Source organism: Streptomyces sp. NPDC127084 (assembly GCF_042724175.1).
Classification (GTDB): domain Bacteria; phylum Actinomycetota; class Actinomycetes; order Streptomycetales; family Streptomycetaceae; genus Streptomyces.
Genome location: NZ_JBHXFA010000066.1, coordinates 1 through 13,785, shown reverse-complemented (window position 1 = coordinate 13,785; position 13,785 = coordinate 1). Strand labels below are relative to the sequence as shown.

The 13,785-nt window shown below is 71.8% G+C and carries 11 protein-coding genes; 2 read left to right on the top strand and 9 right to left on the bottom strand.

The features are described 5' to 3' along the window. Window positions 1–197: 197 nt before the first annotated feature. The 7 genes from ACFWI9_RS17295 to pdhA form a co-directional block, all read right to left on the bottom strand. The gene (locus tag ACFWI9_RS17295; protein ID WP_387162812.1) at window positions 198–1,187 is read right to left on the bottom strand and encodes an NAD(P)H-quinone oxidoreductase; all 990 of its coding nucleotides are present in this window, start codon (window positions 1,185–1,187) and stop codon (window positions 198–200) included. A 32-nt stretch (window positions 1,188–1,219) separates the two neighbouring features. Then, window positions 1,220–2,275 (bottom strand): potassium channel family protein, encoded by a 1,056-nt coding sequence (locus ACFWI9_RS17290; RefSeq protein WP_387162851.1) that lies wholly within the window; start codon window positions 2,273–2,275, stop codon window positions 1,220–1,222. Window positions 2,276–2,295: 20 nt separating this feature from the next. After that, the gene (locus tag ACFWI9_RS17285; protein WP_387162809.1) at window positions 2,296–3,954 is read right to left on the bottom strand and encodes a molybdopterin molybdotransferase MoeA; all 1,659 of its coding nucleotides are present in this window, start codon (window positions 3,952–3,954) and stop codon (window positions 2,296–2,298) included. Next, a complete protein-coding gene (locus ACFWI9_RS17280; RefSeq protein ID WP_387162807.1) occupies window positions 3,954–4,901 on the bottom strand; it encodes an NTP transferase domain-containing protein in 948 nt (315 codons plus the stop codon). The genes ACFWI9_RS17285 and ACFWI9_RS17280 overlap by 1 nt, the downstream gene beginning before the upstream one ends. A gap of 100 nt (window positions 4,902–5,001) precedes the next feature. Beyond that, window positions 5,002–6,624 (bottom strand): dihydrolipoamide acetyltransferase family protein, encoded by a 1,623-nt coding sequence (locus ACFWI9_RS17275; RefSeq protein WP_387162806.1) that lies wholly within the window; start codon window positions 6,622–6,624, stop codon window positions 5,002–5,004. Beyond that, on the bottom strand, window positions 6,624–7,637 hold the full coding sequence (locus ACFWI9_RS17270; protein WP_387162803.1) for an alpha-ketoacid dehydrogenase subunit beta: 1,014 nt from the start codon (window positions 7,635–7,637) through the stop codon (window positions 6,624–6,626). Before ACFWI9_RS17270 ends, ACFWI9_RS17275 begins: the two co-directional genes overlap by 1 nt. Then, window positions 7,634–8,803: a pyruvate dehydrogenase (acetyl-transferring) E1 component subunit alpha gene (pdhA, locus tag ACFWI9_RS17265; protein ID WP_387162849.1), complete on the bottom strand. Its 1,170-nt coding sequence runs from the start codon at window positions 8,801–8,803 to the stop codon at window positions 7,634–7,636. The genes ACFWI9_RS17270 and pdhA overlap by 4 nt, the downstream gene beginning before the upstream one ends. Window positions 8,804–9,018: 215 nt before the next feature. Between pdhA and ACFWI9_RS17260 the strand changes: the two genes are divergently transcribed. Continuing rightward, on the top strand, window positions 9,019–9,540 hold the full coding sequence (locus ACFWI9_RS17260; protein ID WP_387162847.1) for an Lrp/AsnC family transcriptional regulator: 522 nt from the start codon (window positions 9,019–9,021) through the stop codon (window positions 9,538–9,540). 3 nt (window positions 9,541–9,543) lie between these two features. Here ACFWI9_RS17260 and ACFWI9_RS17255 read toward each other — a convergent pair whose 3' ends face one another. Then, complete coding sequence (locus tag ACFWI9_RS17255) at window positions 9,544–10,137, bottom strand: TetR/AcrR family transcriptional regulator (protein ID WP_387162802.1); 594 nt, start codon at window positions 10,135–10,137, stop codon at window positions 9,544–9,546. After that, window positions 10,137–11,648 carry a 3-hydroxyacyl-CoA dehydrogenase gene (locus ACFWI9_RS17250; protein ID WP_387162845.1) on the bottom strand — a complete coding sequence of 504 codons (1,512 nt, stop codon included), beginning with the start codon at window positions 11,646–11,648 and terminating at the stop codon, window positions 10,137–10,139. The genes ACFWI9_RS17255 and ACFWI9_RS17250 overlap by 1 nt, the downstream gene beginning before the upstream one ends. Window positions 11,649–11,901: 253 nt before the next feature. Here ACFWI9_RS17250 and paaN point away from each other — a divergent pair, with 253 nt between their 5' ends. Further along, window positions 11,902–13,563: a phenylacetic acid degradation protein PaaN gene (gene paaN / locus ACFWI9_RS17245; RefSeq protein WP_387162800.1), complete on the top strand. Its 1,662-nt coding sequence runs from the start codon at window positions 11,902–11,904 to the stop codon at window positions 13,561–13,563. Window positions 13,564–13,785: the final 222 nt, after the last annotated feature.

Below are 13,785 nucleotides of genomic sequence, written 5' to 3'. Positions count from 1 at the left end.
TCACCCCCCCCACCCCCGGGGGTCGGGCGGGGGTCTATTTTCTCCCCCCCGCCCCCGCGCCGCCGCGCGGGGGGGGGGGGGGCCCCCGCGGGGGGGGGCCCCCACCCAAACCCCCCCGTTCAGCACCGTCAAAAGCCGCGTTCAGACACCCGTCCAGGTGCTGCCCAGGGGCTGTTCAAGGGCTTGATCAGGGCTGTTCAGGAGGTCTTCGGCACCACCAGAACCACCTTGCCCACATGGACACCCTCCTCCAGCGCACGGTGCGCCGCCGGCGCCTCGGGCATCGGAAGGTGCTGGTCCACCACGGGGCGTACGGTCCCGCCCGCCAGCAGTGGCCAGACATGCTCCGCTACCGCCGCCACGATCACCGTCTTCTCGTGCAGCGGGCGGGCGCGCAGCGAGGTCGCCATCACCGCGGCACGCTTGGCCAGCAGCGCCCCGATGTTCAACTCGCCCTTCACACCGCCCTGTAGCCCGATCACCGCGAGCCGTCCGTTCACGGCCAGCGCCCGCACGTTGCGGTCCAGGTACTTGGCGCCGATGATGTCGAGGATGACATCCGCACCGGTGCCCCCGGTCTGAGCCCTGAGCTCCGCCACGAAATCCTGCTCGCGGTAGTCGATCAGGATGTCCGCGCCCAGCTCCGCACAGCGGCGCAGCTTGTCCTGACTCCCCGCGGTCACCGCCACCTTCGCGCCCACCGCCTTGGCGAGCTGGATCGCCATGGTGCCGATACCGCTGGCCCCACCGTGCACCAGCAGGGTCTCCCCCGGCCGCAAGTGGGCCAGCATGAACAGATTCGACCAGACGGTACAGGCGACTTCGGGCAGTGCCGCCGCCGTGATCAGGTCCACCCCCTCGGGCACCGGTAGCAGCTGTCCGACGGGTACGACCGCCTTCTCCGCGTAGCCACCACCGGACAGCAGGGCGCATACCTCATCGCCGACCTTCCAGCCGGTGACACCGGGCCCGAGCTCGGCGATGCGCCCCGAGCACTCCAGTCCGGGGTACGGGGACGCGCCCGGGGGCGGGTCGTAGAAGCCCTGCCGTTGCAGAAGGTCCGCGCGGTTGACGGCGCTCGCGGCAACCTCGACGAGGACCTCGCCCTCGCCAGGCTCCGGATCCGGCACCTCCGCCCAGACCAGCGCCTCGGGCCCACCCGGTTCGGGAATCGTGATCGCATGCATGATCGCGAGGCTACTCCGGAGCCCTCCGGCGCCTACTCGACGGCGCCCAGCGTGCGCCTATCCGTAACCCGGGCGATGGTGATCAGACGGTCCGTCAACTGCAGGGGGCTGGCCTGAGGATCGTCGTAGCCGAGCAGCCGGTGCCCGCGCAGCACACTGATCACCAGATCGTCCGTCTCCCGGACGCTCTTGCCCACCTCGCTCTTGGTCACCGGCCGCTCGCCGATGTCGAGGCCGCTGCCCTGCTGGATCAGATCCTCCATCACCCTGCCCGCGCTGGGACTCAGCACGGAGAGCCCGAGCAGCCGGCCGGCGGCGCTGGCGCTGGTGATCACCACATCCGCCCCGGACTGGCGCAGCAGAGGCGCGTTCTCCTCCTCGCGCACCGTCGCGACGATCCGCGCGCCGCGGTTCAACTGCCGTGCGGTCAGGGCGACCAGCACCGCGGTGTCGTCCCGCTGGGTGGAGATGATGATCTGGCGTGCCTTGTGGAGCTCTGCCCGCTGGAGCACATCGCTCCGGGTGGCGTCGCCCACGACCCCGGCGAATCCGTCCAGGTTCGCCGCCTCGATGACCTTGGAGCTGGGGTCGATGACGACCACCTGCTCCTTCTTCAGACCCGTGACGCACAGGGTGTGGACGGCGGAACGCCCCTTCGTCCCGAAGCCGATGACAACGGTGTGGTCCCGCAAGGTGCGCCTCCAGCGATTCAGCCGCCATTCCTCCCGGGTCCGCTCCGTGAGGACCTCAAGGGTGGTGCCGACCAGGATGATCAGAAAAAGCACGCGCAGTGGCGTCACCACGAGCACGTTCACCAGCCGTGCGCTGTTGCTGTACGGGACGATGTCGCCGTAGCCGGTGGTGGAGAGGGTGACGGTGGCGTAGTAGACGCAGTCGAGGAAGGTGACCTTCTCGTCGGCGTTGTCGTGGTAGCCGCCCCGGTCGAGCCAGACGACCAGCACTGTGATCGCCATCACTATCAACGCGAGCAGCAGCCGCCTGCCCACCTGCCGCAGCGGATGCTCGACCACCCGGCGGGGCATCCTGACCCGCGTCGTGACCAGCTGCTCGTCCGCCTGCCGAGCCATCTGGTCCTGGCCGGGAAGTTTCACGTGAAACGCCCCTCGATCGTCGGCATGGCCGGTGCGCTGGGCGCGTGGGGAGGCGGCCAGGGAAGCTCCAGAACCTCCACCTCGTCCCCTGCCCGCGCCCCGCCCGGTGGTACGACGGCGATGCCGTGTGCGGCGGCGATCCCCCGCAGCATGGCCGGACCGTGGTAGCGCAGTGGAACGACCCGCCCGCCCCGCCGGACCACCGGCACCAGCCGGGTGTCCTCCGGATGCCCCTGCGCCTCGTGACCGAGAGGCGCGAACGAACGGACCGGGGTCGCCCCTCCCGGCACGGCTTCCTGCCCTGACATCGCCCGCAGCAGCGGTTCGGCGAGCGTGACCAGACCGGACACGGCGGCCAGCGGGTTCCCTGGCAGGCCCACCAGGTAGCGGTCTGCCCGCTTCTCCGCCCCCGCCCCCGCGTCCCGCCCGGCGGTAAGGCGCGCCAGCAGCATCGGATGGCCGGGGCGTACCGCCACGCCGTCCACCAGCAGCTCCGCCCGCGCCCTGCGCAGCACGGGGTGCACATGGTCCACAGGGCCCGCGGCCGTCCCGCCCGTGGTGACCAGGACGTCGGCGTCGGACGACATCACGGCCCGGTACAGGGTGTCGGCATCGTCGCGGACCCGGAGCGTACCGAGGGTCTCCGCGCCGAGCGCCCGCAGCCAGGGGCCGAGCATCGGGCCCAGCGCATCGCGGATCAGGCCGTCATGGGGCAGGCCGTCGGACAGCAGCTCATCGCCGATGACGAGCACCTGGACCCGGGGTGGGCACACGGTGAGCAGCCGGTCGTAGCCGGCGGCTGCCGCAAGCCCGAGCACGGCGGGGGTCACCGGCATGCCCTCGGGCAGGAGTTCATCACCGGAGCGGCACTCCTGGCCGCGTGGCCTGATGTCCTGACCATGGGTCACCTGGTGGCGGGCGTGCAGATTCCCGCCGGCATCGGTACGGGCGTGCTCGCTGCGGAGCACCGCGGTGGTCCCGTCGGGGATCCGGGCTCCGGTGGCGATCCGTACGGCCTCACCGTCGGCGAGGGTCCCGGGGGCACCGTGTCCGGCGAGGATGCCGGAGGGCTGGTTCTTCGCGGGACGCGCGGCCCGGCTCTTCCAAGGGCCGGGGCCGGAGATGGCCCAACCGTCCATGGCGGAGGTGTCGAAGGACGGCAGATCGGTGAGTGCTGCCAGCGGTTCGGCGAGCACCTGGCCCAGGGCTTGGTCGAGGGGCACCTGCCGGGCTCCGATGCGGGAGCGCCGCCCTGCCCGGGCCGCGCGGGAACGGGCCTCGTGCCAGGGCACGCCGTGGTGCCGCGCGCCGGAGGGACTCCCGTGCCCGGAAATGCCGCGGTGCCCCCTCACCAGCGCCAGTGCCTCTTCGGAACCGTCGTCGTCATCCGCGGCGCCGGCATCGGCACCGTCGGTGCCATCGGGCTCGGCGGAGGTCTCGTATTCACCGCGCCCGGGGTGTACCCCACTGGATGGCGCACCCTCAGCGGAAGCGTCCGGAGCAACCGCACCAGGACTTCCGGCCTCGCTGTCCCTGCTGGTCGCACCTGGCTCGGGGACATCACCGATCTCCTGGGCGGCGAGCAGGAGTCCTCCGAAGGAACCCGTACCAAACGCACCCGTGTCGCCAAGCCCCGCTTGGTTCCGTACGGTCATCAGCTACTCGCCTCGCCCTTCGCACCAGCACTACCGGCATCACCGGGGCCACCGGAACCACCGGTGCTCCCGGTTTCGGCGGCCCAGCGCTCGGCGAGAGCCGCGGCCTTCCGGGCCGCCTCTGCGACGGCCTCGGCATCCGCACCAGCCGACTTGGCAGCGGCGTAGCCGACCAGGAACGTGGTGAGCGGCGCGGCGGGACGGGCCACTCCGTGGGCGGCGTCCCGCGCGAGGTCGAGCAGAACGCGGATGTCGACGTCGAGTTCGATGCCGAGTTCGGCCTTGACCGCGGTGATCCATTCATCAAGCACGTGCCCATGCTCTCTGATACGGGCCCTGGCCGCCGCGATGTCCTCCCAGGTGTCGCAGTCGAAGGAGTCCAGGGGTTCTGCTGCGACCCGCTCCGACTCCAGCTCCTGGGTGAGCAGGCGCAGCGGCAGCCCGGAGAGATGTCCGTACTCCGTGGCGATGAGCGCGAGTTCGCGGCGTAGCGGCTCGGTCCGGTAGACCGCGACCAGCGGTTGATCGCGGCCGTCGCCGTCGGTGAGCAGCGCCGCTTCCCGCCCACTGCGGTCGAGGGCGTCGATGAGCCGGCGTACGGTCGCGTCTCCGGTGAACGGCAGATCGGCGGCGAGCACGAGCACGGTCTCCGCGCTGGTCTGCCGTACCCCGGCGTCCAGCGCGGCGAGCGGACCACCACCCGGTGGGGTCTCCCGTGCCCATCGCACCGGCCGGACGGTGGCCCGGCGGGCGCCGACGACCACGGTCCGGTCGGCCCCACGGCACGCGGTGAGCACACGGTCGAGCAGCGCCCGGCCGCCGATGCTCACCCCGGGTTTGTCCGCGCCGCCGAGCCGCTCGGCGGCGCCCCCGGCGAGCACGATCGCGTCATAGCAGGGCCTCGCGGTATCCGCGGCACCGGCAGTCCCCGCCTCATGGCCAGTCACTCCAGCAGTATGGGCCGCGATCACCCTTGCCGGTAAAGGCGGGGTCTGCCTCAGCCGTGCCCGAGGCGCCCAAGGCGCCGCGGAGCGGCTGTCGGTACCGCTACAAGGTGCGCAGCAGCACCGCCGGGTTCTCCACGCAGTCCGCCACGTATCGGAGGAACCCGCCGGCGGTGCCTCCATCGCACACCCGGTGGTCGAAGGTCAGCGAGAGCTGGACCACCTGCCGGACCGCGAGCTCGCCCTGGTGCACCCAGGGCTTGGGCACGATACGGCCGACGCCGAGCATCGCCGCCTCCGGATGGTTGATGATCGGCGTGGAACCGTCCACTCCGAACACCCCGTAGTTGTTCAGCGTGAAGGTCCCGCCCGTGAGGTCCCCCGGCGTGAGGGCGCCTCGTCTGGCCGTCTCCGTCAGCCGGGCGAACTCCTCGGTGAGCGACTCGGCCGTGCGATCGTGGGCGTCCCGTACGACGGGGACGACCAGTCCGCGCTCGGTCTGAGCGGCGAAGCCGAGGTGCACCTGGGGCAGCCGCACGATCTCCCGGGCATCGAGGTCCACGGTGGAGTTCAGCTCGGGATAGCGGGCGAGCGCGGCCGTGCAGATCCTGGCGAGCAGCGCCAGCAGTGAGATCTTCGGTTGGCCCGCGCCGTTCATCGCCCTGCGCGCGGCCATCAGCTCGGTCGCGTCCGCGTCGACCCAGCAGGTCGCGTCCGGGATCTCCCGGCGGCTGCGGGACAGCTTCTCCGCCACGGCACCCCGTACCCCGCGCAGCGGGATCCGCTCGCCGCCCACGCCGGCGGCACGGGAGGTGCGGGCCGGCGCCGTCTCCGGAACGGCGGCATGGCCGGGGGCGGCCACGGCGGGGGGCACGGCCACGGCGGGGGGCGCGGCCGGGGCGGGGGGCGCGGCCGGGGCGGGGGGCGCGGCGAGGGCTCGTACCGCGTGCTCCACATCGGCCCTCAGGATCAGTCCGTCGGGCCCCGAGCCGTGGAGCTGCCGCAGATCGACACTGTGTTCCCTGGCCAGCTTCCGCACCAGCGGCGAGATCACCGCCACGGGTCCTTCGTGGTGCGGCACGCCGAAGACCGCACCCGGCCTCGGCTCCGTACGGGCCGTGCCGGCAGGACGGGCCGCGGGCGCGGGGGTACGCTCCTCGCCGACGAACTCGTCAGGTGCGGGGCTCTCCACCGCGCTGTCCCACACGGGCTCCGGAAGGGTGTGCCCGCCACCGTGCTGGTCGTCGTGCGGGACCCGGCCCGAGGACGACCCTGGGCCGGACCGCGCGCCATGGACGCCTGTCCCCGGCCCGGACGACAGCGTCGTCGGCCGGATGCGCCTGCGGCGTGCGGCGGGGGCGCCTGTCCCGTAGCCGACCAGGACATTGCCGGAGGTCTCGGTTCCGGCGGCAGCGGCGGCCCCGGACTCCGCGGAGGCCGCTGCGCCGGACTGCCCGGACCCGCCCGCCTGGGCCTGGTCCGCGCCGACCGCCACCGTCAGCAGCGGAGCCCCGACCGGCAGCTCGGCGCCCTCCTCACCGAAGCGCGCGGTGACCACACCCGCGTAGGGGCAGGGCACCTCCACCATCGCCTTGGCCGTCTCGACCTCCACGACCGGCTGGTCGATGGCGACGACATCGCCCACCGCGACCAGCCAGCGCACGATCTCCGCCTCGGTCAGTCCCTCGCCGAGGTCGGGCAGCTTGAACTCGAGCACCTGGGCCATCAGCTCTCCGCCTCCCACTGCAACCTGGCTACGGCGTCCAGGATGCGGTCCACTCCGGGCAGATGGTGTCGTTCCAGCATCGGCGGCGGGTAGGGAATGTCAAAACCGGCCACCCTCAGCACCGGCGCCTCAAGGTGGTGGAAGCAGCGCTCGGTGACCCGGGCCGCGATCTCGGCGCCAGGCCCGGCGAAGCCGCTGGACTCATGGACCACGATCGCGCGTCCGGTGCGCCGTACGGACGCGCACACCGTCTCGTCGTCGAAGGGCACCAGCGACCGCAGATCGACCACTTCGAGGTCCCAGCCCTCGGCCTGGGCCGCCTCCGCCGCCTCCATGCAGACCGGCGTCGAAGGTCCGTAGGTGATGAGTGTCGCGCTGCGCCCCGGGCGGCGCACCAACGCGCGCCCGATGGGCTCCACAGCGGCCGGCGCCTCGGGTGACCAGTCGGCCTTCGACCAGTAGAGCCGCTTCGGCTCCAGGAAGACGACCGGATCGTCCGAGGCGATGGCTGCCCGCAGCAGGCCGTAAGCGTCCTCGACTGTCGCGGGCGTGACGACATGGAGTCCCGGAGTCGCCATGTAATACGCCTCGGACGAGTCGCTGTGGTGCTCGACGCCACCGATGCCGCCGCCGTAGGGCACACGTACCGTGATCGGCATCGGCATGGCGCCCCTGGTGCGGTTGCGCATCCGGGCGACATGGCTGATCAGCTGCTCGAAGGCCGGGTACGCGAAGGCGTCGAACTGCATCTCCACCACCGGACGCAGTCCGTACATCGCCATACCGACCGCTGTGCCGAGAATCCCGGCCTCGGCGAGCGGGGTGTCCGTGCAGCGCTCCTCGCCGAACTCCTTGGCGAGGCCGTCGGTGACCCGGAAGACCCCGCCGAGTGTGCCGACGTCCTCACCCATCACGTGGACCGTCGGGTCCTCCGCCATCGCGTCGCGCATCGCACGCTGGAGTGCCTGCGCCATGGTGGCGGGCTTGGTCTGCCTGGCAGTCGCCGTGCTCATCGTGCTTCGCCCTCCGCACCGTGCGCGCCCTGCGCCGCGTCGCCGCCTTCCATCTCCAGCTCGGCCCGCAGCTGCGCCGCCTGCTCCCTCAGCTGGCTCGTCTGCTCGGCGTAGACATGCGTAAACAGGTCCATCGGGTCCAGCACCGGATCGGCGTTCATTTGTTCTCTCAGCCGTGCGGCCATGGTCTCCGCGGCGTCCCGGGCCGCCTGGGCGGTCTCCTCGTCCAGCAGCCCCCGCGCGGTCAGGTCCCGCTCCAGCAGCAGAATCGGGTCGTGCTCGCGCCAGGCCTCGACCTCGCCGTCGGCCCGGTAACGGGTGGCGTCATCAGCGTTGGTGTGGGCGTCGATACGGTAGGTGATCGCTTCGACCAGGGTCGGGCCACCGCCGCGCCGGGCCCGCGCCACCGCCTCCGACAGCACCTCGTGCACCGCGACCGCGTCGTTTCCGTCGACCAGCCGCCCCGGCATCCCGTAACCGACCGCCTTGTGGGCGAGCGAAGGCGCCGCGGTCTGCTTGGCGAGCGGCACGGAGATGGCGAAGCCGTTGTTCTGCACGAGGAAGACGACCGGGGCCTGCCACACGGCGGCGAAGTTGAGCGCCTCGTGGAAGTCGCCCTCGCTGGTACCGCCGTCGCCGACCATGGCGAGCGCCACGACGTCGTCGCCCTTGAGGCGCGCCGCGTGGGCCAGGCCCACGGCGTGCGGAAGCTGCGTGGCGAGCGGGGTGCACAGCGGCGCGATGCGGTGCTCCCGCGGGTCGTATCCGGTGTGCCAGTCACCGCGCAGCAGCGTCAGGGCCTCGACCGGGTCGAGGCCGCGGGCGACGGCCGCGAGGGTGTCGCGATAGCTGGGAAAGAGCCAGTCCCGCTCCTCCAGGACCAGCGCCGCCGCGATCTCGCAGGCCTCCTGGCCGGTGGTCGACGGATAGACCGCGAGCCTGCCCTGCTTGGTGAGCGCGGTCGCCTGCGCGTTGTACCTGCGACCGCGCACCAGCTCGGCGTACAGCCGCAGCAGCAGCTGCGGGTCGGCCCCGGCCACCGCGTCCGTACCGAGCACCCGGTACGGCTCGGCGTCCGGGAGCAGCGGCGCGGGGTCGGTACGCGGCCGCCACGCCGGAGGCGGGGTGGGCTGGTAGGCGGCACCCGGTCGCTCCTGGACCGTCATACTGCTCTTTTTCAACGCGAGCACCTCCTCGTGGGAGCGGGCATAAGGACCCGAGAAAGGGCGCGCGGTGTGAGGCGCCTCACCTACCGATTGTTCGGTCGTGGGCGCATTTTGGCTACAGGCACCTTCAGCCTGTGGACAAACGGTTCTCCACAGCCTGGGATAGAAGCAGGTCGTCCACAGCAGAGAGGTGGGGGGACATGGCGGCTGAACAAATGGCCGACGGCGAGGACCACACGGATTTCGAAGTGGTGCCCGGTACTCCGGCACCGGGCCCACCGCCTCGCCCGCTCGACGCGATCGACCGGGACATCCTCCGCATCCTCCAGACGGACGGACGGGCGTCGATCCGCTCCGTGGCGGAACGGGTGCATGTATCGCGTGCCAACGCGTACGCCCGTATCAACCGGCTCATCGAGGACGGCGTGATCCGCGGCTTCAGCGCCCGGGTGAACCACGAACGCGCGGGCCACGGCGCGTCCGCCTACATCACGCTCAAAATCGTGCAGAACTCCTGGCGCACCGTCCGCGAGCAGCTCCAGGAACTGCCGGGGGCCGCGCACATAGCGCTGGTCAGCGGGGATTTCGACGTGCTGCTGCTGGTCCACACGCCGGACAACCGCACTCTGCGCGAGCTGGTCCTGACGAAGCTCCAGTCGATCCCCGAGGTGCTCTCCACCCGCACCCTGCTGGTCTTCGAGGAAACGGACCTGGACCCGGACCGGTCACGGCGGTAGGGGCTACGTCCCCGCCCGCAACCCGTCGAAGGCGAGCCGTACGACGGCGTCGGCCACCTGCTCGCGGTCGTAGCCGGTGCCCGCCTGCGGCCGGTACCACTCCACCAGGGAGTTGACCATGCCGAAGAGCAGCCGGGTGGCCAGCCGCATGTCCATATCGGCCCGCAGGTCGCCCTCGGCCGCCGCTGCCTTGAGCAGGTCGGCCACCCTGTGGTCGAACTCCCGGCGCCGCTCCATGGCCCAGCGCTCGGTCTGGGTGTTGCCCCGCACCCGCAGCAGCAGCGTCACATAGGGCAGCTCGGCCATCAGCACCTCCACGGTGCGCCGGGTCACGTGCTCGACCCGCTCGATGGCCCGGCCGCCCTGTGCCCCCGGCTCACCCAGAATGCCGAAGAGCCCGTCCAGCGCGCGGCTGACCGCACGGCGCAGGAGCTCCTCCTTGCCGGCGACGTGGTGGTATATCGAGGACTTGGAGATCCCGGCGGCCTTGGAGAGGTGCTCCATAGAGGTGCCGTCGTAGCCGCGTTCGTTGAAGACGCTGACGGCGACGGAGAGCAGGGTCTCAGGGGTGTAGGTGTCCCGTCTGGCCGTGGTCATCAGCTGTCCCCGCTCTCGGCGCTCCCGGCGTGCTTCGCGTGCTCGCCACGCTCCCGCTTCCGCCCATTCTCCCCGTAGGCCCGCCGGACCGTCCCGGGGGACGCCGCGTAGCGGCCGGTGGGATAGCGGGCGTGCAGCTCGCCGAGCAGGCCGCGGATCCGCTGGAAGCCCACCGCGGCGCCCCACTCCAGGGGGCCGGCGGGGTAGTTCACGCCGAGGCGCATCGCGATGTCGACGTCCTCTTCCGACGCGACGCCCCTGGCCACCGCGTCCGCGGCGATGTCCGCCAGCATCGCGACCGTACGAGCGACGATCATGCCCGGCACGTCGCCGACCACGGACACCTGCTTGCCTGCCGCCTGGAACAGGCCGATCGCTTCCCGAAGGCTTTCGGAGGAGACCGCATCCGGGTCGGCCGACAGCGCGATACGGGTCGCCCGCGTGTAGTCGAGCGCCAGATCGAAGTAGACGATCTCGTGCTCGTCGTACTCGACCGAGGTCCTGCCGTCCGCGAGGCAGAGCCGCGCGCCGCCCGGCAGCGCGATGTACCCGGCGCCCGACTCGCGCCGGACGGTGACCCCGGAGTCCTCGAACAGCCCGACGAGCGGCTCCGCGGGCCCGAGGTCACCGAGGACGGTGACCTCCCCGGGCGCTTCGGCGGGAGGCGCCGTGTGCGGCTCGGGCGGGGTGGCGCCCTCCGCGTACGAGAACCAGCCCTGGCCCGTCTTGCGGCCGAGCCTCCGCGACTCGACCAGGCGCCGCTGGGCGAGCGACGGGGTGAACTTCGGGTCCTGGTGGAAGGACTCCCAGACCGAGCGGGTCACGGCCTCGTTCACATCCTGGCCGATCAGATCGGTGAGCTCGAACGGTCCCATCCTGAAGCCGCCCGACTCCCGCAGGACGGCGTCGATCGTCGCCGGGTCCGCGCCGCGCTCCTCGTGGATCCGCAGCGCCTCCGCGTAGAAGGGACGGGCCACCCGGTTGACGATGAAACCGGGGGTGTCGGCGCAGCGGACCGGGGTCTTGCCCCAGGCCTTCGCCGTCTCGTACGCGCGTACGGCCGCCTGCTCATCGGTGGCGAACCCGCTGATGACCTCGACCAGGGGGAGCAGCGGGGCGGGGTTGAAGAAGTGCAGCCCGACGAAGCGGCCGGGCACGCGCAGGGCGCCCGCGATCGCCGTGACGGACAGGGACGACGTGTTGGTGGCGAGAAGGCAGTCGTCGGCGACGGTCTTCTCCAGGGCGGTGAACAGCTCCTGCTTGGCGTCGAGACGTTCCAGCACCGCCTCCACGACGAGCGCGGCGTCAGCGAGCTCGCCGAGGTCGGCGGCGGGGTGCAGCCGCCCGCGCGCCTCGTCCCGCGCCGCGGGATCCATACGGCCCTTGGCGACCAACCGGTCGAGGCGGGCGGCGATGGCGTCCGCAGCCTCCCCCGCGCGTCCGGGCAGTGCGTCGTAGAGGCGGACACGGTGGCCGGCGACCAGCGCGACCTGGGCGATGCCCTGGCCCATGGTCCCGGTGCCGACGACGGCCACGGTGCGGTCGGGCGCGACGGCGGCGGCAGCGCCGGCTGTGATGTGGGTGGACGTGGATTCCGTGAGCGCGGCTTCGCCTGCGGCAGCGGCCTCGATGGCGGTCATGGCTGTGATCCTCCCCTACGAGTTGTCCACAGGTTCTGCGGACCCCCTTGTCCCGACCGATCGTTCGGTTACTCTAGCTCTGTCCGTGTTTCCCTGCCCAGCTCGACGAGGAGTTGGTCTTTCCATGCAGCTCACCGAGACCCACCGGCCGACGCTCGACCAGGCTCTCGAGGCGATCCGCTCCCGGGCGTACTGGTCGCCCCACCCCGAGCACCCCAAGGCATACGGCGAGACCGGTGCGGCCGACGGCCTCGCGGCCTACCAGGCCCTGCTGGGCAAGCGCTTCGAGCTCGACCAGCCCGGCACCGACGGCTGGACGGGCGGCGAGGTCTCGCCCTACGGCCCCGAGCTGGGCATCGAGTATCCGCATGCCGACATCGACGTGCTGCTGCCGGCGATGCGCGCGGGTATGGCCGCCTGGCGTGCCGCCGGGCCCGAGACCCGCGCCGTGGTCTGCCTCGAGATCCTGGCCCGGATCAGCGCCCGCACCCACGAGTTCGCCCACGCGGTGATGCACACCAGCGGCCAGGCGTTCATGATGGCGTTCCAGGCGGGCGGCCCGCACGCCCAGGACCGCGGGCTTGAGGCGGTGGCATACGCCTACGAGGAGCAGACGCGCACGCCCGCGGCGGCGGACTGGTCCAAGCCGCAGGGCAAGCGGGACCCGCTGGAGCTGAGCAAGTCGTTCACGGCCGCCCCGCGCGGTATCTCGCTGCTGATCGGCTGCAACACCTTCCCGACGTGGAACGGCTTCCCGGGCCTGTTCGCCTCGCTGGCCACGGGCAACCCGGTGCTGGTCAAGCCGCACCCCCGTGCCGTGCTCCCGCTGGCTCTCACCGTGCGCATCGCCCGCGAGGTGCTCGGCGAGGCGGGCTTCGACCCGAACCTCATCGCGCTGGCCGCCGAGCGTCCGGGCGAGGGGATCGCGAAGACCCTGGCGGTCCGGCCCGAGATCAGGATCATCGACTACACCGGCTCCACCGAGTTCGGTGACTGGCTGGAGGCCAACGCCCGCCAGGCCCAGGTCTACACCGAGAAGGCCGGTGTCAACACGGTCGTCATCCACTCCACCGACGACTACAAGGGCATGCTCTCCAACCTGGCCTTCTCGCTGTCGCTGTACAGCGGCCAGATGTGCACCACCCCGCAGAATCTGCTGATCCCGCGGGACGGCATCACGACGGACGCGGGCGACAAGACGTACGACGAGGTGGTCGCCGACCTCAGCGCCGCCGTGTCCGGTCTCCTCGGTGACGACGCACGGGCGAACGCGCTGCTGGGCGCCCTGGTCAACCCCGATGTGAAGGCCCGCCTCGAGGCGGCGGCCGGTCTGGGCGAGGTGGCCCTGGCCTCCCGCGCGGTCACCAACCCCGAGTTCCCCGACGCCGTGGTGCGTACCCCGGTGCTCGTGAAGCTGGACGGCGCCAAGCCCGACGACGAGGCCGCCTACATGTCGGAGTGCTTCGGCCCTGTGGCGTTCGCCGTGGCGGTGGACTCGGCCGCGGACGCGGTGGACCTGCTGCGCCGCACGGTCCGCGAGAAGGGTGCGATGACGGTCGGGGCGTACACGACCTCCGCCGAGACCGAGCGTGCTGTCGAGGAGGTCTGCCTGGACGAGTCCGCGCAGCTCTCGCTGAACCTGACCGGCGGCGTCTATGTGAACCAGACCGCGGCGTTCTCCGACTTCCACGGCTCGGGCGGCAACCCCGCGGCGAACGCGGCGCTGTGCGACGGCGCGTTCGTCTCCAACCGCTTCCGGGTGGTGGAGGTGCGCCGCCAGGCCTGACATCTGGCCATCCCGGCCTCGGGGGGCCCCCGGGCCCGGGCCCCGGGCCGCGGGCGGGGGGCGGGGGCGGCGCGACCGAGGACGGGGGGAGCGCGGGTCCGCCGGTGCGTAACAGCCGTCCATCGTTTCCGATCGGTGGCCGTGATCCGATGGCTTGGTCACTGAACCTCTTTCATCCTGAATAGTCGCAGGTCATGAGTGTGTGGATGGCTTGGACGATGG

What these genes read in the sequence shown, in the direction of transcription:
- ACFWI9_RS17295 (WP_387162812.1), bottom strand. Translation starts at nt 1,187, where the DNA reads ATGCATGCGATCACGATTCCCGAACCGGGTGGGCCCGAGGCGCTGGTC.
- ACFWI9_RS17290 (WP_387162851.1), bottom strand. Translation starts at nt 2,275, where the DNA reads ATGGCTCGGCAGGCGGACGAGCAGCTGGTCACGACGCGGGTCAGGATG.
- ACFWI9_RS17285 (WP_387162809.1), bottom strand. Translation starts at nt 3,954, where the DNA reads ATGACCGTACGGAACCAAGCGGGGCTTGGCGACACGGGTGCGTTTGGT.
- ACFWI9_RS17275 (WP_387162806.1), bottom strand. Translation starts at nt 6,624, where the DNA reads ATGGCCCAGGTGCTCGAGTTCAAGCTGCCCGACCTCGGCGAGGGACTG.
- ACFWI9_RS17270 (WP_387162803.1), bottom strand. Translation starts at nt 7,637, where the DNA reads ATGAGCACGGCGACTGCCAGGCAGACCAAGCCCGCCACCATGGCGCAG.
- pdhA (WP_387162849.1), bottom strand. Translation starts at nt 8,803, where the DNA reads ATGACGGTCCAGGAGCGACCGGGTGCCGCCTACCAGCCCACCCCGCCT.
- ACFWI9_RS17260 (WP_387162847.1), top strand. Translation starts at nt 9,019, where the DNA reads ATGGCCGACGGCGAGGACCACACGGATTTCGAAGTGGTGCCCGGTACT.
- ACFWI9_RS17255 (WP_387162802.1), bottom strand. Translation starts at nt 10,137, where the DNA reads ATGACCACGGCCAGACGGGACACCTACACCCCTGAGACCCTGCTCTCC.
- ACFWI9_RS17250 (WP_387162845.1), bottom strand. Translation starts at nt 11,648, where the DNA reads ATGGGCCAGGGCATCGCCCAGGTCGCGCTGGTCGCCGGCCACCGTGTC.
- paaN (WP_387162800.1), top strand. Translation starts at nt 11,902, where the DNA reads ATGCAGCTCACCGAGACCCACCGGCCGACGCTCGACCAGGCTCTCGAG.